This window comes from Flavobacterium sp. Sd200 (genome assembly GCF_009826935.1).
Taxonomy (GTDB): Bacteria; Bacteroidota; Bacteroidia; order Flavobacteriales; family Flavobacteriaceae; genus Flavobacterium.
In genome coordinates, this window is record NZ_WUMN01000001.1 from 561,988 (window position 1) to 584,958 (window position 22,971).

Annotated in this window: 22 protein-coding genes; 12 read left to right on the top strand and 10 right to left on the bottom strand. The window is 40.6% G+C overall.

Translation table 11 applies throughout. From position 1 onward, the window contains the following. Positions 1 to 43: 43 nt before the first annotated feature. The 3 genes from GR160_RS02530 (at position 44) to GR160_RS02540 (ending at position 3,697) form a co-directional block, all read left to right on the top strand. A complete protein-coding gene (locus GR160_RS02530) occupies positions 44 to 1,735 on the top strand; it encodes a ribulokinase (RefSeq protein WP_160748257.1) in 1,692 nt (563 codons plus the stop codon). Beyond that, on the top strand, positions 1,719 to 2,423 hold the full coding sequence (locus GR160_RS02535) for an L-ribulose-5-phosphate 4-epimerase (protein ID WP_160748258.1): 705 nt from the start codon (positions 1,719 to 1,721) through the stop codon (positions 2,421 to 2,423). The genes GR160_RS02530 and GR160_RS02535 overlap by 17 nt, the downstream gene beginning before the upstream one ends. Before the next feature lie 98 nt (positions 2,424 to 2,521). After that, a complete protein-coding gene (locus tag GR160_RS02540) occupies positions 2,522 to 3,697 on the top strand; it encodes an aldose epimerase family protein (RefSeq protein WP_237421158.1) in 1,176 nt (391 codons plus the stop codon). Between the two features lie 250 nt (positions 3,698 to 3,947). Here GR160_RS02540 and GR160_RS02545 read toward each other — a convergent pair whose 3' ends face one another. The 4 genes from GR160_RS02545 to GR160_RS02560 form a co-directional block, all read right to left on the bottom strand. After that, positions 3,948 to 4,586, bottom strand: a complete 639-nt coding sequence (locus tag GR160_RS02545; protein ID WP_160748259.1) for a DUF4159 domain-containing protein — start codon at positions 4,584 to 4,586, stop codon at positions 3,948 to 3,950. A 72-nt stretch (positions 4,587 to 4,658) separates the two neighbouring features. Continuing rightward, positions 4,659 to 5,705, bottom strand: coding sequence for a methylmalonyl Co-A mutase-associated GTPase MeaB (gene meaB, locus GR160_RS02550; protein ID WP_370519204.1), 1,047 nt, complete (start codon positions 5,703 to 5,705; stop codon positions 4,659 to 4,661). A gap of 172 nt (positions 5,706 to 5,877) precedes the next feature. After that, complete coding sequence (locus GR160_RS02555; RefSeq protein WP_160748261.1) at positions 5,878 to 6,525, bottom strand: NAD(P)-dependent oxidoreductase; 648 nt, start codon at positions 6,523 to 6,525, stop codon at positions 5,878 to 5,880. 58 nt (positions 6,526 to 6,583) lie between these two features. Further along, positions 6,584 to 6,991, bottom strand: a complete 408-nt coding sequence (locus GR160_RS02560) for an Rrf2 family transcriptional regulator (RefSeq protein ID WP_160748262.1) — start codon at positions 6,989 to 6,991, stop codon at positions 6,584 to 6,586. Positions 6,992 to 7,118: 127 nt separating this feature from the next. Here GR160_RS02560 and GR160_RS02565 point away from each other — a divergent pair, with 127 nt between their 5' ends. The 8 genes from GR160_RS02565 (at position 7,119) to GR160_RS02600 (ending at position 14,480) form a co-directional block, all read left to right on the top strand. After that, complete coding sequence (locus tag GR160_RS02565) at positions 7,119 to 8,030, top strand: AEC family transporter (RefSeq protein WP_160748263.1); 912 nt, start codon at positions 7,119 to 7,121, stop codon at positions 8,028 to 8,030. A gap of 208 nt (positions 8,031 to 8,238) precedes the next feature. Then, positions 8,239 to 8,412 (top strand): cbb3-type cytochrome oxidase assembly protein CcoS, encoded by a 174-nt coding sequence (gene ccoS / locus GR160_RS02570; protein ID WP_160748264.1) that lies wholly within the window; start codon positions 8,239 to 8,241, stop codon positions 8,410 to 8,412. A 2-nt stretch (positions 8,413 to 8,414) separates the two neighbouring features. Then, positions 8,415 to 10,607: a cytochrome-c oxidase, cbb3-type subunit I gene (ccoN, locus tag GR160_RS02575; protein WP_160748265.1), complete on the top strand. Its 2,193-nt coding sequence runs from the start codon at positions 8,415 to 8,417 to the stop codon at positions 10,605 to 10,607. A gap of 5 nt (positions 10,608 to 10,612) precedes the next feature. Further along, positions 10,613 to 10,807: a CcoQ/FixQ family Cbb3-type cytochrome c oxidase assembly chaperone gene (locus GR160_RS02580; protein ID WP_160748266.1), complete on the top strand. Its 195-nt coding sequence runs from the start codon at positions 10,613 to 10,615 to the stop codon at positions 10,805 to 10,807. 12 nt (positions 10,808 to 10,819) lie between these two features. Beyond that, complete coding sequence (locus tag GR160_RS02585) at positions 10,820 to 11,725, top strand: cbb3-type cytochrome c oxidase N-terminal domain-containing protein (RefSeq protein ID WP_160748267.1); 906 nt, start codon at positions 10,820 to 10,822, stop codon at positions 11,723 to 11,725. Positions 11,726 to 11,731: 6 nt separating this feature from the next. Continuing rightward, positions 11,732 to 13,150 (top strand): cytochrome c oxidase accessory protein CcoG, encoded by a 1,419-nt coding sequence (ccoG, locus tag GR160_RS02590; protein WP_160748268.1) that lies wholly within the window; start codon positions 11,732 to 11,734, stop codon positions 13,148 to 13,150. Between the two features lie 16 nt (positions 13,151 to 13,166). Next, positions 13,167 to 13,616, top strand: a complete 450-nt coding sequence (locus GR160_RS02595) for a FixH family protein (RefSeq protein ID WP_160748269.1) — start codon at positions 13,167 to 13,169, stop codon at positions 13,614 to 13,616. Positions 13,617 to 13,778: 162 nt separating this feature from the next. Beyond that, positions 13,779 to 14,480 carry a sulfite exporter TauE/SafE family protein gene (locus tag GR160_RS02600; protein ID WP_160748270.1) on the top strand — a complete coding sequence of 234 codons (702 nt, stop codon included), beginning with the start codon at positions 13,779 to 13,781 and terminating at the stop codon, positions 14,478 to 14,480. 1 nt (position 14,481) lies between these two features. Here GR160_RS02600 and GR160_RS02605 read toward each other — a convergent pair whose 3' ends face one another. The 4 genes from GR160_RS02605 to GR160_RS02620 form a co-directional block, all read right to left on the bottom strand. Then, entirely contained in the window at positions 14,482 to 15,906 is a 1,425-nt protein-coding gene (locus tag GR160_RS02605; RefSeq protein WP_160748271.1) for an L-serine ammonia-lyase, read from the bottom strand. Between the two features lie 200 nt (positions 15,907 to 16,106). After that, a complete protein-coding gene (locus GR160_RS02610; protein ID WP_160748272.1) occupies positions 16,107 to 17,189 on the bottom strand; it encodes an endonuclease in 1,083 nt (360 codons plus the stop codon). 180 nt (positions 17,190 to 17,369) lie between these two features. Continuing rightward, a complete protein-coding gene (locus tag GR160_RS02615; protein WP_160748273.1) occupies positions 17,370 to 18,482 on the bottom strand; it encodes an endonuclease in 1,113 nt (370 codons plus the stop codon). Positions 18,483 to 18,560: 78 nt separating this feature from the next. After that, positions 18,561 to 19,775, bottom strand: coding sequence for an RsmB/NOP family class I SAM-dependent RNA methyltransferase (locus GR160_RS02620; protein ID WP_160748973.1), 1,215 nt, complete (start codon positions 19,773 to 19,775; stop codon positions 18,561 to 18,563). A gap of 103 nt (positions 19,776 to 19,878) precedes the next feature. Here GR160_RS02620 and GR160_RS02625 point away from each other — a divergent pair, with 103 nt between their 5' ends. Then, entirely contained in the window at positions 19,879 to 20,931 is a 1,053-nt protein-coding gene (locus tag GR160_RS02625) for an oxidoreductase (protein ID WP_160748274.1), read from the top strand. Positions 20,932 to 20,973: 42 nt separating this feature from the next. Here the strand turns inward: GR160_RS02625 and GR160_RS02630 are convergent, their stop codons facing one another. Together GR160_RS02630 and pepT are read right to left on the bottom strand one after the other, a co-directional pair. Continuing rightward, on the bottom strand, positions 20,974 to 21,558 hold the full coding sequence (locus GR160_RS02630) for a YdeI family protein (RefSeq protein ID WP_160748275.1): 585 nt from the start codon (positions 21,556 to 21,558) through the stop codon (positions 20,974 to 20,976). 151 nt (positions 21,559 to 21,709) lie between these two features. Beyond that, entirely contained in the window at positions 21,710 to 22,951 is a 1,242-nt protein-coding gene (gene pepT / locus GR160_RS02635) for a peptidase T (RefSeq protein ID WP_160748276.1), read from the bottom strand. Positions 22,952 to 22,971: the final 20 nt, after the last annotated feature.

Genomic DNA, 22,971 nt, shown 5'->3' on the forward strand with positions numbered 1-22,971 from the left:
CGTATGGCCTTACACAACACAACGCTTTAAAAAATAAGAACTAATGAAAAAATATGTTATTGGCTTAGACTACGGTACAGACTCTGTACGTGCAGTTTTAATTGATACCGAGAACGGTGCAGAACTAGCTTCTGAAGTGCACATGTATGCACGTTGGAAAAACAAACTATACTGTAATCCGGAAACCAACCGTTTCCGTCAGCATCCTCTTGACCATATCGAAGGTTTAGAGAAAACGATCAAATCGGTTGTTACTACCAGCGAGGTTAATCCTGCCTCTGTAGTAGGTATCTGTATCGATACAACAGGTTCTTCTCCTATACCTGTTACTCAGGACGGTACGCCATTAGCACTGGTAAAAGGTTTTGAAGAAAACCCTAATGCCATGATGATATTATGGAAAGACCATACCTCTATTAAAGAAGCGAACGAAATTAATGAGCTTGCTGCCAAATGGGGTGGGGAAGACTACACTAAGTTTGAAGGCGGAATTTACTCTTCGGAGTGGTTTTGGGCTAAGATCCTTCACATAGCGAGAGAAGATGAAGCTGTAAGGAATGCTGCTTACACCTGGATGGAGCACTGCGACCTTATGACGTATCTTCTTATCGAGAACAAAGACCTTAAATCGTTTAAACGCAGCCGTTGTGCAGCAGGACACAAAGCCATGTGGCACGAAAGCTGGAACGGATTACCGTCTGAGGAATTCCTTGGTCAGTTGCACCCGTATCTTGCATCACTTCGCAACAACCTTTATGATGAAACCTATACGTCAGACCTTGTTGCAGGTAACCTTAATGCAGAATGGGCTGAAAAACTTGGCCTTACTACTGATACTGTAATTGCAGTAGGTACTTTTGATGCACACTCAGGTGCGGTAGGTGCTAAAGTTGATGAGAACGTACTGGTTCGTATCATGGGTACTTCTACCTGCGATATTATGATCTCTCAGTCGGACATCATTGGTACTAAAACCGTAAAAGGTATTTGTGGACAGGTAGATGGTTCTGTAATTCCGGGTCTTGTAGGACTTGAGGCAGGGCAGTCGGCTTTTGGCGACGTTTTGGCTTGGTTCAAAGACATCCTTTCTTGGCCTATTGATAATCTGGTAATGAAATCAGATATCATTACTGCTGACCAAAAAGCAAAACTACAGGCAGAAATTGATGCTAATTTTATAAGGACGCTTACACTACAGGCAGAGCATATTCCGTTATCTGAAGCGGTACCTGTTGCTCTTGACTGGGTTAACGGTCGCCGTACTCCGGATGCCAACCAGGAACTTAAGAGTGCAATGACGGGCTTATCTCTTGGTACAAAAGCTCCGCACATATTTAAAGCACTTGTTAATGCTATTTGCTTTGGCTCTAAAATGATCGTAGACCGTTTTGAGAGCGAAGGCGTTAAAATAAACAGTGTTATAGGTATTGGTGGTGTGGCACGTAAGTCGCCATTCATTATGCAAACCCTTGCCAATGTGCTGGATATGCCTATAAAAGTTGCAGAATCTGATCAGGCTCCTGCATTGGGTGCTGCTATCTATGCTGCTGTTGCTGCCGGCGTTTACAGCAATGTAATTGAGGCAAGTAAGGTAATGGGAAGCGATTTTGAGGCAGAATATTTTCCACAAGCCGACCAGGTTGCTAAATTTGAAGGCGAAATACAATCGTACATCCAATTAGGAGAGTTTGTAGAAACTATAATCAAATCTAAAAACTATGAGTTCCATTTATAAGAGCCTTAAGGAAGAATGTTATGAGGCTAACATGCAGCTTGATGCATTAAAGCTTGTAATTTATACCTTTGGAAACGTAAGCGCAGTAGACAGGGATAAAGGCATATTTGCCATTAAGCCAAGTGGTGTACCTTACGAAATTTTAAAACCTGATGATATTGTTATCGTTGATTATGATAACAACATTGTGGAGGGTACTATGCGTCCGTCGTCAGACACTAAAACGCACGCCTACCTTTACAAGCACTGGGACAAAATAGGTGGTATTGTACACACGCACTCTACTTATGCAGTAGCATGGGCACAGGCACAGCGCGATATACCTATTTTTGGTACTACGCATGCAGATCATCTTACGGCTGATATTCCTGCGGCACCGCCAATGGCTGACCATCTTATACAAGGCAACTATGAGCACAATACCGGTATACAGATACTGGATTGCTTTAAAGAAAAAGGTCTTAGTTATGAGGAGGTAGAGATGGTGCTTTTGGGCAATCACGGGCCATTTACATGGGGTAAAAATGCTGCAAAAGCGGTTTACAACAGTAAAGTGCTTGAAGCTGTTGCCGAAATGGCTTACTTAACGCTGCAAATAAACCCTGCTGCGCCAAGGCTAAAAGATTCGTTAATTAAAAAACATTATGACCGTAAGCACGGAGCCGATTCGTACTACGGGCAGAGTTAAATAAAAAGATGCTGCCTCTAAAAGGCAGCATTTTATTACCTTGCTGCCTACATCGATGTAGTGAGCAGCTACAGTAATAATAACAAACTAAAACCAGTATGAAAACTTTAAATTTAGGTTTATCCCTTTTGCTTACAGGAACAATGCTTGTAGGCTGTAAGGAAGAAAAAAAAGAAGAAACAGCTATGCCAGAACAAACAGAAGCAGTAAAAAAAGGAGGCATCACCAAGTCTGAATTCGGTACAACTCCCGAAGGTGTTAAAATTGAGCAATATACTCTTGAAAATGCCAAAGGCATGAAAATGGAGGTTATTACTTATGGCGGCATCATTACATCGCTTACTGCGCCTAATAAAGATGGCAAGTATGAAGATATAGTGCTTGGCTATAAAAATAAGGAAGACTATTTTAACGGCAACCCATACTTTTTTGGTGCTGTTATTGGCCGTTATGGCAACCGTATTGCTAAAGGCAAGTTTAGCCTTGACGGTAAAGATTATCAGCTAACAGTAAACGACGGGCCGAACTCACTGCATGGTGGTAAAGGTTTTGATAAAAGAGTATGGACAGCCGAAGAAGTTGCTGGTGCTGCAAGCCCAACACTTAGGTTGAGCTATACCGCTAAAGATGGTGAAGAAGGTTACCCTGGAAATCTTATAACAGTAGTTACTTACGTACTTACTGATGACAATGCGCTTGAAATTACTTATGAGGCTGAAACAGACAAGAAAACTGTTGTTAACCTAACACAACACTCTTACTTTAATCTATCGGGTGATTTCAGTAAACTTATAACAGACCATGAGCTTGAGATCAAGGCTGATAAATTCCTTCCGGTTGATGCTACACTTATACCAACAGGAGAACTTAAGGCCGTAAAAGGTACACCGTTTGACTTTACTGCATCTAAAGAAATAGGTAAAGATATTAATGCTGCCGATGACCAGATTAAAAAAGGTGGCGGTTTTGACCATTGCTGGGTATTTACAGACAGCAGCAACAAGCTAAAACAGGTTGCAGGTGTATACCACAAAGCATCTGGACGTTATATGGAGGTTTATACAGACCAGCCTGCTGTACAGTTTTACAGTGGTAACTTTATAGATGGTACTAAAGACAGCAAAACAGGTGGTAAATATGAAAAACGCAGCGGTCTTTGTTTAGAAACACAACATTATCCTGATGCGCCTAACCAGCCGAAGTTTCCTTCAACAGTGTTAAGCCCGGGTGAAAAATATACTACAAAAACCACTTATAAGTTTTCTGTAAAATAACGCTTTACAGCGCGTAGTGCACAAGCATTGTTTGGGTTTGCAAAGGCACGAAAAGCTGTTTTCTTTTAAAATAAGCTGCCTTGGGACGGCAGTTTATAAAGAGAGTGTATTTACAGAATTATAAGCCGTAGTTATAACAAATTATTTGGGACATAGTTTGTTAGGGTTAAAATGGGTTATGTTTTAATAAAAAGCCGGTTTCTTTGCTGAAACCGGCTTTTTTAGTTCAATGGCTTTTTAGAAGTTGCCTCTAATTTTTAAAAGCGTAATTAACAAGGTTTGCACCCATTTTAAGGGCTTTGGTGCGCACATCTGCCGGGTCGTTGTGTACTTCGGCATCTTCCCATCCGTCTCCAAGGTCGGTTTCAAGGGTATAGAACAGTACCAGCCTGCCTTCTAAAAAAATACCCCATCCCTGTGGTGCTTTATTATCGTGCTCATGAATTTTTGGTAATCCCTGTGCAAATGCAAAAGGGCCTTTAAATATTTCATGATTAGAAGGTACTAGTACAAGCTCTTTATCAGGGAACAGGCGTTTTATTTCGCGGCGGATATACTTATCCATACCATAGTTATCATCTATATGTAAAAAGCCACCCGATGTCAGGTAATTGCGGAGGTTGATAATGTCATTATCGCTAAAAACCACATTTCCGTGCCCTGTCATGTGTACAAACGGATAGGTAAAAAGATCTGTACTTCCGGCTTCTACAATGGCAGTCTTTGGGTTTATTTTGGTATTTATATTTTGGTTACAAAACTTAGCGAGATTGGGAACCGATGTTGGATTTCCATACCAGTCGCCACCGCCCGGATATTTTAATACTGCGATTTCCTGTGCCTGTGTAATTGCAGAAGACAGCATGAGTATATATAAAAGTCTTTTCATTTTAAATTGTAAAATGTAAATATAAGTAAAGTTGATGTGAAAATTTGAGGGAATGTTTTTCCTCAAATTTTCCTAATCATTTCCATTAAAATACCTGTTCAACAAAATTTGTGCTGCCACGAAAGGAGACATTTCATTTTCCAGGATTGCTTTTTTTGAAGCGTCCAACAATCCTGTAATATCTTCGCTACTGTAAAAATTAGCCTTTAGTTGTTCGTTAATGGTTTCTGTAAGCCAGTATGTACTTTGCTCATTTCGGTTTAAATTAAAAAAGCCCGAAGTCTTAGTTATATCAAGATACTGTTCGATTGTTTTCCAAACTTCTGCAATACCTTCATGGGTTATTGCACTGCATGTACTAACTTTTGGTTGCCAGCCTGAAGTCCTTGCGGGGAATAGATGGAGTGCCCGGCCAAACTCGGTTTTAGCCAATCGTGCCTTTTCGATGTTATCACCATCAGCTTTATTGATAACTATCAGATCTGCCATTTCCATAATGCCGCGTTTTATTCCCTGAAGTTCATCTCCTGCGCCTGACAATTTTAGCAACAAAAAGAAATCTACCATACTGTGTACAGCGGTTTCACTTTGACCAACTCCCACGGTCTCGATGATTATAGTGTCAAATCCGCAGGCTTCACAAAGTATTATGGCTTCTCGGGTTTTACGCGCCACTCCGCCTAGGGTATCTCCTGATGAGGATGGCCGTATGTATGCGTTTTCATCTTTGACTAACTCTTCCATACGGGTTTTGTCGCCAAGTATACTGCCATTAGAGATAGAACTACTTGGGTCTACAGCCAATACTGCAACTTTTTTACCGAGTGAAGTAAGATATTTGCCAAAAGCTTCTATAAAAGTACTTTTACCAACGCCCGGTACACCGGTTACACCAATGCGAATAGACTTGTTGGCATGTGAAAGGCATTGCGCTATTATCTCGTTGGCCTTTTCAAGATGTGTCTGATTCGTACTTTCTATCAGGGTGATAGCACGGCTAAGTGCCGTTTTATTTCCTGACAGTATTCCACTAACCAGTTCCTGAACCGATGGTTGTTTTTTGCGCAACCGCGAAATATTTGCAACCGCGGCATTGCTAATACTTTCGGCCTGGAGTATCCTGTTGTTATCGATAGGGGAGGATGTCGTTTCGGGGTTTTCCAAAGCAATTCTTCTTGATAGGGTAAAATTAAGGCTTAACGCTCAATTGCACTAATTTAGATAAAAGAAAAAAGGGAAAAGATTACTCCTGTCCCTTTGTTTATTAGGTTTTATTCACTTGGCCTGAAAGTTAATATGCAGCCGTAAAACGCACCTGATGGTGTTTAGGGTTTTCAGCTTCATCTGCAAGTACTACTGCAAGGTCTTCTACAGAGAGTATGCTGCGCTGTTCGTCATTAAATACAGGCTCATCAAGTCCAAGGCGGTAGTTGCCCGTACGACCTGTTTTTGTACCCTGATGCATTTCGAATGCCGGACTGAAAAAAGCCCAATCAAGTTCTTTTTCTTCTTTAAGAATATTAAGATAATCGCGGGCTGCCGTAGCACCCGGTTTTATCTCAGCAGGAAAATCTGGTGTATCTACAGCCTGTAAACCCGGAGCTACAAAAAGACTGCCTGCACCACCAATGGTAATAAAACGTTTAATTCCCGATTTTTTTACAGCTTCCTGTATTGCCTTAGACCCGGCAATAAAATCGTCATAAATATTAGGGTTAGTCCATCCCGGGTTATAAGCATTTACAACCACATCGTGCCCTTTTAGTAGTTCTGCAAATGCATCAACATCAAAAACATCAGCTTTTACAGCAGTAACATTTTCTGCGTTCGCTTCTTTCGGGTTTCTGGAAATTGCACTAACCTCATGATTACGGTTAGCAAATTCTGTTACTAATGCCGCGCCTACAAATCCTGTGGCTCCAATAATTGCTACTTTCATAGTGTAAGAAAATTATATGTTATAAAAAAAGTTACAGTTTAAGTTAAAAAAAATGTGATTAAAAATCACGGGTAAATTGAAGCAGCGAAATATCTTTAAGCTGCCCGCAAATTTTTACGTTTATATTTTTATACAGATTATCAAGATTTTCGTTTATTTTTTTGCCTACAGGGCAGGCCGGGTTAGGGTCGTTCTTAGAATATCCTAAAGATACACAGTCGAACGTCATGTTGTAAATATCTTCCAGTGTAATATCGGCAGCAGGCTTAGCAAGGCGGGTACCCCCAAATTTACCCTCACGGCTCTCTACAATGTTATGCTTTTTTAAATTCCCAATTTCTTTTCTAACCAGTACAGGGTTTATATTCATGCTCCCGGCTATATATTCAGACGAAAGAAATTCATCAGGATATTTAGTCATTAATGTTAAGATGTGCAGCGTTATGGCAAACTTACCGGGAATCATTACTGTAATAAAATTTGTTACGAAAGTATAAAGAATTCTATAACTTCAAAAATATTTACAGTTTTTTTGTTCAAACAGACGCATTTCCGTTCGCTTGTGGGCTATCTTTGTTTTAATAACCTGTTTTATGGATAATATAATCCTCATATTTATTTGTCTTTTTGCCGGAGTGGGGCTTCAATATGTCAGAGCAATTCCTGCTAATGCACACTTATCTTTAAATCAGTTTGTTATTTACATATCATTGCCTGCTATGGCACTGTTTTATATACCTAAAATAGCCATTAGCACAAAACTACTTTATCCGCTTGGGGTAGCATGGCTTGGTTTTATATTATGTTGGCTCTTTTTTGGCGGATTAGGTAAAATCTTTGGCTGGCCAAAAAAACTGATCGGCTGTCTTGTATTGACCGGAGGCTTAGGCAATACCGCCTTTGTGGGCTTGCCTGTAATAGAAGCATTATATGGCAAAAAAGGACTTGAAACAGCTATAATTGTAGATCAGCCAGGCTATTTTGTTGTGGTGTCTACACTGGGCATTCTTGTTGCGGCATTATATAGTAAAGGTATGCCCACAACCGCTACAGTATTGAAAAAGGTATTGTTGTTTCCTCCATTTTTAGGCTTTTTTGCAGGTTTTTGCATGAACCTTGCCCACTATGATTTTATAGACACTGCCCAGCATGTATTGCAACGGCTTGCTGCCACAGTAACCCCAATTGCCCTTGTGGCAGTAGGCCTGCAGCTTAAAATTGAACGCAAGAGCAAACATTGGAACTTTTTGGCTCTTGGCCTGTTCTTTAAACTGATATTGACACCGTTATTTTTTCTTGTACTTTACAAAGTGATTTTTAAAGGACCAAAACTGGAAACCGATATATCTGTAATGCAGGCTGCTATGGCAACCCAGATTACTGCAGCAATATTGGCATCTGTTAACGGCCTGAAGCCCCGCCTTAGCGGAATGATGGTTGGTATAGGCATACCCCTGTCTTTTATTACAATGGCTTTATGGTATATAGTTTTAAAATTCTTTTAACCAAACACGCTGTCCTTTGGTCAGTATAATTTTAATTCCGCTTATTTTTTAAATAAGCGGAATTTTTTTATCGTATAGGCTCATAGATTGGTTTATCTGTCAAATCGAATTATTCGGCAAAAAGATGCTAAAAAAGATCCGTGTATGACAAATATCATATTTTACCCCATGCTCCGAAAGTAATTTTGTTAACATAAAATTACAAAGTATGAGCGTCATTTATTTATTAATCACCATCAGTATTATAGTTGCATTACTCTTTTTGTATGCATTTATTAAAGCCGTAAAACAGGGGCAGTTTGACGATGACTACACACCGTCGGTCAGGATGCTTTTTGACGATGAAACCAAAAACAAAACCGATAAAACAAACAGAGACTAACCATGGAAATGCAACAATTTTATTATGACAATAAGATAGTCAAAAAATTCCTCTATGCCACCATACTGTTTGGTGTTGTGGGTATGCTTGTAGGGCTTCTTGTAGCGGGAATGTACCTTTTTCCGGGCATGACCGACGGAATTTCGTGGCTAAGCTACGGGCGTTTAAGGCCTTTACACACTAATGCCATTATTTTTGCCTTTGTGGGTAATGCTACTTTTGCGGGTGTATATTACTCTATGCAGCGATTGCTAAAAACCCGTATGTTTAGCGATGTGCTTAGCAACATTAACTTTTGGTGCTGGCAGCTTATTATTGTGGCGGCAGCCATAACACTTCCGCTGGGCTATACTTCGTCTAAAGAATATGCCGAACTCGAATGGCCTATAGATATTGCCATTGCAGTGGTGTGGGTAGTGTTTGGTATCAACATGATAGGTACTATTTTAAAACGTAGGGAGCGTCACCTGTATGTGGCTATCTGGTTTTACATAGCCACCTTTATAACGGTTGCTATATTGCATATATTCAATAGTTTGGCACTTCCGGTAAATGCACTTAAAAGCTATTCTGCCTATGCAGGTGTGCAGGATGCATTGGTGCAGTGGTGGTACGGGCATAACGCGGTAGCATTCTTTTTAACTACTCCGTTCCTGGGGCTCATGTACTACTTTGTGCCTAAGGCGGCCAACCGCCCGGTGTATTCTTACAGGCTGTCTATAATTCACTTCTGGTCGTTAATATTTATTTACATCTGGGCCGGGCCTCACCACCTGTTGTACACCGCATTGCCGGAATGGGCTCAAAACCTTGGTGTGGTGTTCTCTGTAATGCTTATTGCGCCGTCTTGGGGTGGTATGATAAACGGTTTACTTACACTTCGTGGCGCATGGGATAAAGTGCGTACAGAACCGGTATTGAAATTCTTTGTGGTAGCCATTACCGGCTATGGTATGGCAACGTTTGAAGGGCCAATGCTGTCGCTTAAAAATGTAAATGCCATTGCCCACTTTACCGACTGGATCGTGGCTCACGTACACGTTGGTGCCCTCGCCTGGAACGGCTTTTTAACTTTTGGGTTGATATACTGGCTAATACCTCGCTTAACCAAAACAACATTGTTCTCTACAAAACTGGCAAACTTTCACTTTTGGGTAGGCACACTGGGTATTATAATGTACACACTGCCACTATACGTTGCAGGTTTTACACAGGCAAGTATGTGGAAAGAATTTAACCCGGACGGTACACTTAAGTACGGTAATTTCCTTGAAACGGTTAAAGAGATCATGCCAATGTACTGGATGCGTGCTATTGGTGGTACACTATATCTTATAGGGATGCTGGTATTGGTTTACAACATTGTACAAACCATACGCAAAGGTCAAAAAGTACAGGATGAACTTGCCGAAGCACCTGCACTGCAACGCATAAGCACCAAAAGGCTTAAAGGAGAGAAATTCCACCCATGGTTGGAGCGCAGGCCTATACAGCTTACCATACTTGCAACGGTGGCTGTGCTTATTGGTGGTATTATACAAATTGTACCAACCATTATGGTTAAGAGTAACATACCAACAATATCTACAGTAAAGCCATATACACCACTGGAGCTTGAAGGCCGCGACCTGTACATACGCGAAGGCTGTGTGGGTTGCCATACGCAAATGATACGCCCATTCCGTAGTGAGGTAGAGCGCTATGGTGAATACTCTAAATCGGGAGAATATGTGTATGACCACCCATTCCTTTGGGGCTCTAAACGTACCGGGCCTGATTTGATGAGAGTGGGAGGCAAGTATAGCGATAACTGGCACTTTAACCACATGTGGGATCCACAAAGTGTATCGCCGGGTTCTATTATGCCTGCTTATAAATGGATGTTTGATAACAAGGCAGCCGATTATTCTGAAACTAAAAAGAAAATGGAGGTAATGGTAACCCTTGGAGTGCCATATACCGCAAAGGATATTGAAAATGCAGATGCATTGGTTAAAGAACAGGCTCTTAAGATTGAAAAGAACCTGTATGCCGATCCTGATTTTGTAAAAAGCTATGAGCAGAGCAAAGAAGATGCAGCAGCCAGAGGGGAAACCTTTGTACCAATGCACGACCGTGAAATTGTTGCCCTGATTGCCTACCTGCAACGCATGGGTACTGATATAAAAATTAAAGAAGCAACTGCCAAAAACTAAACATCATGCTTAAATTTTTTAAACATAACCTTGAGAGCATAGCTGGTGTAGATATATACCCTATAATCTCGCTGCTGATTTTCTTTTTGTTCTTTGTATGCCTGTATACATGGACTTACACCTATAAAAAAGAAAAAATAAGCGAAATGAGCAACCTGCCTTTTTCTGACGAGAACGACGATGCTAACTTATTCATTTAAAAACTTAGAATAATGAAAAAATTCATTCCCGTATATGTAAGGGTGCCGATAATTTTTGCCATGGTGTTTATAGCTTTAGAGTTTTTTATAGACTCCGGAGACAGGCCAGCCTTTATAAAATACCCTTTGGTATCGTTGTTCCTGGCAGTATTCATCTTTTTGCAGATAGCAATAGAGATAGTGGTTTTAGCCATAGACAGGGTTACCTACAGCCTGCTTACCGAAGAACAAAAACAAAAGCTTGCCGCTGCCGAAACATGGGATTTTAAAGACAGCAAATGGTATAAAAAACTGAAAGGCTTTTTTAATAATAGTGCACCTATTGAAGAAGAGGACAGTATTATATTAGACCATGATTACGACGGTATTAAAGAGCTAGACAATGTGTTGCCGCCATGGTGGGTAAACCTGTTTTATGTGTGTATTGCCTTTGGTGTAGTGTATCTTATCTACTATCATGTATTAGACGGTAAAAGTCAGGCGGCAGAATTTGATACCGAAATGGCTGAAGCTAAACTTGCCGTTGAAGAATACAAAAAAACGGCCAAAGACCTTATTGACGCTAACAGTGTAACCCTGCTTACAGAGCCTGCCGATCTGGCTAAAGGTAAAGAGATATTTGAAACAAACTGTGTTGCGTGCCACAGACCCGATGCGGGTGGTGCCATTGGCCCAAATCTTACCGATGAGTATTGGCTGTTAGGTGGAGGTATTAAAAATGTTTTCCATACTATTACAGAGGGCGGACGCGACGGTAAAGGTATGGTGGCCTGGAAAGGCAACTTAAAACCATCAGAGATTCAGGCTGTAGCCAGCTATGTGCTTTCGCTTAAAGGCTCTAACCCTAAAGACCCCAAAGAACCACAGGGCGATGTTTGGGTAGAGGAGGAGGCTGCAAAGCCGGAGAATGCAAAATAAATAACTATGTCTGACACGCATGATGATGATGGGTTTCGCGACAGGATAGGAACCATAAATGAAGAAGGGAAGAGAGCCTGGATATATCCTAAAAAGCCATCGGGCAAATGGTATAAGTATAGAAAAATAACAGGTTGGTTTTTATTGGCATTCCTGTTTATTGCACCGTTCATTACAATTAATGGTAATCAGTTCCTGCTTTTTAATGTATTAGACCGCAGGTTCAACATATTTGGCTTTCCCTTCTGGCCTCAGGATTTTTACCTTGTAGTAATGTGCATGGTAATAGGAGTAGTGTTTGTGGCATTGTTTACCGTTGCCTTTGGCCGTATTTTTTGTGGCTGGATATGCCCGCAAACCATTTTTATGGAAATGGTATTCCGACGTATAGAATACTGGATCGAAGGCGACCGCAATGCGCAGCTCAAGCTGGATAAGCAGCAATGGAATGCAGAGAAAATAAGAAAGAAAGGCCTTAAATGGTTTGTGTTCTTTGTAATATCGTTTGCAATTGCTAATGTTTTCCTTGCCTATTTGGTGGGTAGCAACAGTCTTATTGCCATGGTTCAGGATGGCCCTGCAAGTCATATAGGCACACTTGTAGCTCTGTTGATCTTTACAGCGGTGTTCTATTTTGTATATGCTTGGTTCAGGGAGCAGGTTTGCATTATTGCCTGCCCATACGGCAGGCTACAGGGAGCATTGCTCGATGATGAGTCGGTTATTGTGGCTTACGACCATGTGCGCGGTGAGCGCGAAAATGGCCGTGGTAGGATCGTCAAAAACGAAAATCGTTTGCTCAGCGGCAAAGGCGACTGTATAGACTGCAAGCTTTGTGTAGCGGTTTGCCCTACCGGTATAGACATTCGTAACGGTACGCAACTTGAATGTATTAACTGTACTGCCTGTATAGACGAGTGCAATACGGTAATGGATAAAGTGGGGCTTCCGCAGGGACTTATCCGCTATGCCAGCGAAGATGAGATAACCAAAAAAGCACCCTTTGCCTTTACCGCCAGAATGAAAGGATATACAGCTGTATTAGTTATACTGACCGGAATATTTTTAGGGTTATTGTTTTTGCGAAATGATGCAGAGGCTACGGTGCTTCGCCTGCCAGGGCAGTTGTTTGAGCAAAAGGGAGATATTATAAGCAATGTGTACACGTACAAGATTATAAATAAAACAGCTAACAGCCTTGAGCATGTAACGTTCAAGCTTTCAGGCATAGAAGGAGAAGTAAAACTTGTGGGTAAACCTGATTTTAAAGTACCTAAGGAAGGCATGGCACAGGGAACTCTTTTTGTAGAAATAAAACCGCACTTGCTTAAAGGTGATAAAACAAAAATAAAATTGGAAGTTTATGATGGCAACAGGCTTATAGAAACTGCATCGACCAACTTTTTGGGGCCGCGCCATTTTTAATTAAAATAATAGTATCATGAAAATTAACTGGGGTACAGGCATTGCAATAGCCATTGTTTGTTTTATGGGGTTTATACTGTTCTTTGTGTTTAGTGTACAGGCCAACCATAAATATGATAACGAACTGGTTGTAGAAGAATATTACAAACAGGAGCGCGTATTGCAAACCAAGATTGATAAAGAAGAAAACGCAGCAGCTCTTTCTGCCCATGTTGCGGTAGAGGTTATTGCCGAAGGGATTAAAATAGATTTCCCGAAAGGGTTTGATTATAAAAATATAAAAGGAAAAGTGTCCTTGTACAGGCCGTCGAGCCGGGAGCTGGATTTTGAGGTGCCCATCTCATTATCTGCGCCATACATGCTCATACCTACTAATGCCCTGGCAGGCGGCCGCTGGGACATATCTATAGACTGGAACTATAACGGAACAGGCTATTTAAACACAGAGAAACTTACTTTGAAGTAGACTATAAGACGGGAGATAATAGACGTTAGATTTTAGATGAAAGATAATACACGTGTTTAAAAATATTACATCTTTTAAAAATACATATATACTAATCTATCATCTAAACTCTATTATCTCTCATCTATTATCTAAAAGTCTTTCTTAAATCATAAATCTGAAATGGTATTCTCAGCCCTCATACTCGGCCTTATATCCAGCCTGCATTGCATTGGCATGTGCGGGCCTATAGCCATGATGCTTCCCGTAGACCACAAAAATCCTGCAAAAAAGGCATTACAGATAATGCTGTATCATGCAGGCAGGCTCACGGCTTATGGAAGTTTAGGGTTAGCGTTCGGGGTGTTAGGCAGGGGATTTTATTTAGCAGGAATGCAGCAGCAGGTTTCTATAATAGCCGGTATTGTAATGATAACCGTTGTGCTCTTGCCTGAAAGAATTTTTGCCCGATATAATTTTTCTAAGCCTGTTTACAGGATCATATCTAAAATAAAAACCAATCTTGGCAGCCAGTTCAAAAAGCGCAGTTATAAAGCGCTTTTTGTAACAGGCATGCTCAATGGCTACCTGCCCTGCGGTTTAGTATATGCAGCTCTCTTTGGTGCTATAGCTATGCAAAATATACCGATCGGTATAGTGTATATGTTGCTGTATGGTGTTGGAACAATTCCTCTTATGAGCATAGTAGTATATGCGTCGGGGTTTATAAAAGCCCCGTTTAGAAACAGCATGGCTAAGGTGGTCCCTTATGCTGCCGTAGTTATAGGCATGCTGTTTATAGTACGGGGGCTTGGTTTGGGCATTCCGTATTTATCTCCCGGAAATTTAAACTTATATGTAGGCGCAATGGCCGATTGCAAATAGACTAACAATCGGTGCTGTTAACGGTCACTGCAAGTCCGCCTTCAGATGTTTCTTTATACTTATTGTTCATATCCTGAGCGGTTTTCCACATGGTGTTAACCACCTTATCTAACGGAACTTTAGCATTCTTAGGGTCGGTCTCAAGGGCAAGTTCGGCAGCATTAATAGCCTTTATGGCACCCATAGTGTTTCGCTCTATGCAGGGTATTTGAACAAGTCCGCCAATAGGGTCGCAGGTAAGGCCAAGATGATGTTCCATGGCAATTTCTGCAGCCATTAGGCATTGCTCCGGTGTGCCGCCAAGAACTTCACAAAGTGCCGCTGCTGCCATTGCAGCCGATACACCTATTTCGGCCTGGCAACCACCCATTGCAGCCGATATAGTTGCTCCCTTTTTAAAGATGCTTCCAATTTCTCCGGCAACCATTAAAAATTGTTTGATATGACTTTCATCGGCATTATGGTTTTCAATAACCATATAATACATTAATACGGCAGGAATAACCCCGGCACTTCCGTTGGTAGGTGCAGTAACCACACGCCCCAATGATGCGTTAACCTCGTTTACAGCAAGGGCAAAGCAGCTAACCCATTTTAATATCTGCCTGAATTTTACCTCGGTTTTTCGTATTACCTGTAACCATTCCTGCGGAGAGCTATAGGGTAGTGTGCCTATAAGTCCGCGGTGCATATCGAAAGCGCGGCGGCGCACATTAAGCCCACCTGGCAGTATGCCTTCCGTATGGCATCCGGTGTACATGCACTCGAGCATGGTGTTCCATACGCGCATCAGTTCATGGTCTATCTCTTCATCGGTGCGTATTGATCTTTCGTTCTCATAAACCACTTCAGAAATACTTTTGTTAAGTTGCCTTGTGTAGGCCAAAAGCTGATCGGCAAGGTCTATAGGATAAGGAAATTCCCTTCTTATTATTTCTTTTTCCTTTGCAACAGTACGTTCCTCTTTAACTACAAAACCGCCGCCGATAGAATAAAAGGTTGAAACATATTCTGTATCGTCATAATAAGCGGTAAATGTAAATCCGTTGGCATGGAACGGCAGGAAATCGCGATTGAAAACAATATCATTGGCAATAGTAAAATCAATTACCTTTTCATTGCCAAGATTTAAAGTATTGGTAAGGTTTATGGCATGTATAGTTCCCGAAATACTGTCTATAGGCACATACTCGGGGTCGGCACCGCTAAGGCCAAGCATTACGGCAAGGTCGGTCGCATGGCCTTTTCCTGTAAGCGATAATGAGCCGTAAAGGTCTATCTTAACACGTGTTATGCGGTTAAAAATGCCAAGGTCGCGCACTTCGTTCAAAAAACGTTCGGCACCGCGCCATGGGCCAAGGGTGTGCGAGCTTGATGGGCCAACACCTATTTTAAGCATGTCAAAAACAGAGATACATTCGGTCATAGCAATAGGGCAATTTGTTGCAAAGATACTTTATTTGCCGCGCGCAAAGGTAAATAAATTAGCATTACTATAACGATAGCGAAAAATAATTGTTGATTTGGTAAAATTCATAATTATTCTGCTTTATGTGGAATCTATAGCCATAAAAAAACCTCCCGTTAAGGAGGTTTAAAATTCTTTAGACTTTAAGATTTTTAGCTTTAGTTTACCACAATTTTTTTAGTAACCGTTTGGTTGCCGCTTGTTGCTTTAAGCAAATAAAGACCCTGTGGCAATTGCTCTAAAGTATAAGTGCTGTTTATGGCCTGTGGTTTTTGTATGCGTTGCACTAACTGTCCGTTTATGCTTATAAGCTGAATTTCATCAAGTACTGCTTCGCTGTAAATATTAACTTTATTGTTTACAGCCGGGTTAGGATAGACTGATAGTGCAGATGCAAAAATATCTTCAGTACCTGCTACAGTTCCCCATATTTGGGCTGCATATTCGGGGTGGTCTATAAAAGGGTTTCTGTTGCCCTGAAAGTCATATACGGCATTATTGCGTGTAGTTTCCCTGTCGCTAACAGGGTCTTGCTGATGCCATGTAAGCAATGTGGTTAACGCCCAGTTTGTAAATACATGGTCGTTGGTGCCGTCAAGCATTGCCCAATCGCCCCAGCCGGCAATTACATCCTGATAACGAACTGCCATGTACAATAGGCAACGTGCTACATCTCCTTTAAACTCGTCTATAGGTTCAAACACAGTGCCGCTAAACCCGGCTGTATAACCCGAATTTAAGTTACTGCCACGTTTAGAGCCATTTCTTGAAGTATAGTTAGTATTGTTAACCCTACCAAAAGGAAGGTTTCCGCGATAGCCATTTACTTTACCATCGGTTGGTAAGATGTGGTGCGCGTCTGATACCATTGGAGAGCGTTCATTAAAAACGCTTTGTGGCAGCAGGTGCTCGCGATTATAGCAATCGCCTTCGTTGGCGTAGTTTCCGCAACGGTCGTTCCTGTTTGTAGCCGAGAAGTTATACGGATCGGCGCCTGTTGGGTTTTCAGAATAGATGTCTAAAACCGTACCGTCGTTTTCATAAAAATAATCGCGATCAGATTCTTCATAGCATGTATAAAGCTGGTTATAAGACTGGGTATTGTGCCCGCGAATAATATTGTGTAATTGTGTTTTGAGTGTGTAACCAGTTCCGGTTGCGTTGTTGTAATAATTTGCAGGGGCCTGCGCATAAGCTCCTAAAGCAATAAAGCCCAGGACAAGTGTAAAAATTTTGTTCATTCTCTCTATAAATAAGGACGGCAAATTTAGTGTGATTATCAATAGGTTTCATAAATTTAACATTTACGTAATCCTGTGTTATTTTTTCTGTTATTAAGGATGCTGTAAAAACATAAAAAAACCTCCCGTATTGGGAGGCTAAAATTCTTTTGACTTTACGACTTTCAGTTTTCAGCTAACTTAGTTGACCAGTATTTTTTTAGTAATGGTTTGGTTACCGCTTGTTGCTTTAAGCAAATAAAAGCCTTGTGACAGCTGCTCTAAGGTATAAGTACTACTTGCAGATTGCGGTTTTTGTATGCGCTGTATTGACTGCCCGTTACTATTTATAAGCTGAATTTCGTCAAGAACGCTCTCGCTATAAATATTAACTTTATTGTTTACCGCCGGGTTAGGATAAACAGATAGGGCAGAGGTTAGTACATCTTTTACACCTGCTACAGATCCCCATATCTGGGCAACATATTCCGGATGATCTATATATGGGTTTCTGTTGCGCTGACGTACATATATGGCGTTGTTGCGGTCTATTTCCCTTTGGCTTACAGGATCCTGCTCATGCCAGGTTAGCAGTACATTTAAAAATGTATTAGAAAAAGCATGACCCTCAGTACCGTCAAACATAGCCTTAGATTGTGTAGACGATACGTTTGTAGAGGTATAGAACCCTGCTAATTGTCCTTCATATCGTGTAGCAAAATAGAGTATCATGCGGGCAATATCGCCTTTAAACTCATCTATAGGTTCAAAAACAGTACCTGTATATCCGGCAGAATAGCCTGAATTAAGATTCGATCCTTTTTTTGATCCGTTTGATGTAGTCAGTGTTGCTGTGCCAACTTTACTGAACGGGAAGTTACCCCTTTGCCCGTTTACATATTTATCTGTAGGTACAATAAAATGTGCATCGGCATACATTGGGAGGTTCGAACTAAAATATGACTGAGGTACAATGTGTTCTCTGTTAAAGCGTTGTCCTTCGGCTGTGCCTAAAGTACCGTCATCCTGTTGGCTGCTGCCATATTCATACTCATAAGCATCAGGCCCGGTAGGATTTTCAGAATACATATCTAAAAGAGTACCATTGTTTTCGTAATAAAAATCTTTATCTGATGTGGTATAGGTTGTATACAAACCGGCATAACCTCTATCGGTATGATCATCAATAATATTGTGTAGCTGTGTTTTTAATGTATAACCGGTGCCTGTTGCAGTGTTATAATAACCGGCAGGTATTTGTGCAAATGCAGCCACCGCCGTAAATGCTAAAAACAATGTGTAAAATTTTTTCATTCTGTTATTTTTAAGGACAGCTAATTTAGGGAGATTATCGATATAACTTCCTAAGTTTAACACTACTAAGGTTCTGAGTTATTTTTTTCGCTCTAAAAGTGCCATATAAAACCCGTCAAAACCCGATTGAGATGCCAATACTTTGTTTTCTTTTACAAAAGTAAACTCTTTACCAATATCGGTGGTTAAGAAATGTTTAACCTGTTGTTCGTTTTCTGAAGGTAATACCGAACACGTTGCATAAACCAGTTTACCACCAGGTTTAACAATCTTGCTGTAGCTTTCTAAAACCTCGGCCTGTGTTTTCCTGATATTGTCTACAAACTCAGGTTGCAGTTTCCACTTACTGTCGGGATTACGTTTTAATACACCCAAACCGCTGCATGGAGCGTCTATAAGTACACGGTCGGCTTTTTCGTGCAGTTTTTTAATAACTTTTGTGCTATCTATAATTCGATATTCTATATTAAAGGCACTATCGCGCTTGGCACGTATTTTAAGCTGTTTCAGTTTACTTTCATAAAGGTCCATGGCAATAAGCTGACCTTTATTTTCCATAAGCGCAGAGATATGAAGGGTTTTACCCCCGGCACCGGCACAGGTATCTACTACGCGCATGCCCGGCTCTACATCAAGAAAACGCGCTACAAGCTGAGACGACGCATCCTGCACCTCGAACAAACCTTCTTTAAATGCATCGGTTAAAAAAACATTGGCACGTTCTTTTAGCACTAAAGCATCCGGATAGTCTTTTAAAACTTCGGTATCAATGTTAAGGTCCATTAAAATGGCTCTTAATTTTTCGCGTGTTGTTTTAAGCGTGTTTACACGAAGTATTACTTTTGCCTGCTCGTTTTGAGCGGCAATTTCTTTTTCCCATTTGGCTTCGCCAAGTTCTTTTACACCAAGTTCATCCATCCAGTCGGGTATCGACTCGCGGTATTTTCTAATCCTGGAGAGTTCGTCAAAACGACCTTTTATACGACGCACAGGAGTATCTTCAAAATATTTCCAGTCGGGTAGGGTAATACCGCGCAGCACTGCCCATACGGCGAATATGCGCCACAGGTTGTCGCGGTCATACGGTTCTTTAACTTCGGCTATTTCGGCATACAGGCGTTTCCAACGCACAATTTCATAAATTGTTTCGGCAACAAACTTTCTGTCGGCACTGCCCCAGCGTTTGTCTTTTTTTAGCGCACGTGCCACAACCTTATCGGCATATTCGCCATCATTAAAAATAAACCCAAGAGAGTCTATTACCGTAAAACATAAATTCCTGTGTAATCTCATCATAAAAAATTGAACCGCAAAGGTATTATTTTTTGGCGGATGTTGTATTATGTTTAAACGCTTCTAAAAAGTTATACTATATTAGCTTTAAAAATCAACTGTCATGAAAAATATTTCATTTGCTCTCTTGTTTGTGCTTGTTCTTGCCGGATGTAAGAATAAGGAACCCAAAACATATGCTCCGTCTTTTACTACAGTAACAATAGATACTCTTTTAACCGATGATATTAGCATTAGGGCACTTATTGTTGATGGTGATAAAGCCTGGTATGCAGGCAGTCAGGGCAAGTTTGGCTGGGTGTCGTTAAGCGGGGGCAAAAAATTTAATGGTGTTATTGCTAAAGATAGCCTGTTGCCGGAGTTTAGATCTATTGCCCAAACTGAAACCGATGTATTTATATTGAATGCAGGCACTCCTGCTTTATTACATAAAATATCTAAAGACGGCAAGCGCAACAAAGAAGTGTACACCGAAACAGGAGATAAAGTTTTTTATGACTGTATGCACTTTTATGATAATAAAAAAGGCATAGTTATGGGTGACCCTGTAGATGGTTATGCTCAAATAATCAAAACGAATGATGGCGGAGAAACATGGACTAAAACAGGTACTGAATTATTGCCCCGTTTTAATGAAGGCGAGGCGGGTTTTGCTGCAAGCAACAGCAACATGGCTGTAAAAAATGGAAATACGTGGATAGCATCGGGTGGTAAAAGTTCGAGAATATTTTATTTGGGCAATAATGCTAAAAACTGGCAGGTTTATAAAACCCCGATCGCACAGGGAACAGAAATGTCGGGCATATTTTCTATAGATTTTTATGATGAAAATATTGGTTTTGCCGTTGGAGGAGATTATGAAAAACCTACAAAAAACAGTGGTAATAAAATTGTTACAACCGATGGGGGTAAAACATGGAAGCTGGTAGGGGAGAACATTGGGTTTGGCTATGCCTCTTGTGTAAAGTTTATGCCCGGAAGCGGTGGCGATGAACTGGTTACTGCAGGACCGACTGGAATTTATTATTCTTATGACCAAGGCATTACATGGAAACAAATTGCAGATGCAAAAATTTTTCATACTGTGCAGTTTGTAAACAACAAAACCATTGTAGCAGCCGGACAGAATAAAATAGTTAAGATCAGTTTGAAATAGTTTTTAAGAAACCAAACATCTTAGCACCTGATAAGCTTTTTTCTATCTGTATTTGTCATTCAGCCCAACGCCTGATAAGAGCATAGGTTTTATTTTTTCTAAACGGGCAATTTTTGTTTTTTCCTGTTTGGCTTCGGCAATAAATTCGCAAAACTCTTTTTGCTTGTATGGCGAAAAATTATTGAAAGCATTTTCAAGTCCGTCAATATTTTTAAAAGCATACAATAATATTTCGGGAACTATCAGTTCTTTTTTTTGAGGAGCAATCGCAAGTCCTGCTTTTTCTACCTCTATGGCCTCATTTATATAATGCAGTATGGCTTTTTCGTTGATGTCGTTTAAAGATGTAAAACGCCATTGGCGCAACGATTTGGTATTTTCCTCATTTGCATTTATAAGTACATTGGCTTCATCTTTTAAAAAAACGCCTTTGTAAAACCAAATGGTAAAGAAGTTTTTAAAGCCGCCAATTCCAATAACATTTTTGTTGTTGTAAGTATATGTAGTGCCACCCCATTTGGTGGTTTCTGTAAGTTCGGTTTTGGCAATAATAGCCTTAAGTGCCTCAAGTTCTTTTTCCCACTGGTTGGTTTTATCCCAAACTTTTGTGGTGTTTTTCTTTTCCATGAATTACTTATTTTTAAGCCACGAATTGCGCTAATTTATACAAATTACAGCAGAAAGATCAGTCTTTTTGTTGTACTATTTTTAATAGTTGATTTAAAATTTACTTAACTTATTATTGCAAATTAGTATGATTCGTGGCTTAAAAATAATGCTATTTTTTTGAGGCAGTAAGCTCGGCAATTTTAACAATTACATCTACTGCTTTTTGCATGCTTTCTACCGGAACATACTCATACTTGCCATGGAAGTTATGTCCGCCTGCAAATATATTAGGGCATGGCAAACCCATATACGAAAGCTGGCAACCATCAGTACCGCCACGAATGGCTTTTATAAGTGGTTTAATGTCCAGTTCTTTCATGGCCTGCTCTGCAATTTCAATAATATGGAAAACAGGCTCAACCTTTTCTTTCATGTTGTAGTACTGGTCATTTATTTCGGCAACAACAACATCTCCTCCAAATTGTTTTTGGTATTTGCGGTTAATACTGTCGGCTATTTTTTTCACCAGTTTTTTGCGTTTAGCAAACTTTTTGGCATCGTGATCGCGAATAATAAGCTGTACCACACTCTCTTCTATGCTGCCTGTAATACCCGTTACATGAAAGAAACCCTCATATCCGGTAGTCAGTTCAGGTACTTCCTCTTTAGGTAGTTTAGATATAAACTTGTTGGCCAACAGCATAGAGTTTATCATCTTGCCTTTGGCATATCCAGGATGAACGCTTTTGCCTTTAAAGGTAAGTTTGGCCCCGGCAGCATTAAAGTTTTCATATTCAAGTTCGCCAATCTGGCTGCCATCCATTGTATAAGCCCAGTCGGCACCAAAAGCGGCAACATCAAATTTATGTGCACCCCTGCCAATCTCTTCATCCGGAGTAAACCCAATGCGTATTTTGCCGTGCTTAATTTCCGGGTGCTGTATTAAATACTCGGCAGCAGTAACAATTTCTGTAACCCCGGCTTTATCATCTGCGCCAAGCAGGGTAGTACCATCGGTAGTAATAAGTGTCTGGTCTTTATATTGCAACAAATCTTTAAAATAATCAGGAGAAAGCACAATATTCTGTTCAGCATTAAGCACTATATCGCCACCATCATAATCTTTAACAATTTGTGGTTTTACATTGGCTCCGCTAAAATCGGGCGAAGTATCAAAATGCGATATAAATCCTATTACAGGTACCTCGTGGTCTACATTAGAGGGAACCGTTGCCATTATGTAGGCATTCTCATCTATAGTAACCTCGGTTAGACCAATGGCTTTAAGTTCTTCTACAAGTTTATTGGCAAGATCCCATTGCTTTGCAGTACTGGGAGTGGTTTGAGAGTTTGCGTCAGATTCCGTGTCTATGGTAACATAGCTTATAAAACGGTCTATAATATGCTGCATTTTTTGTGTTTTAATTTTGT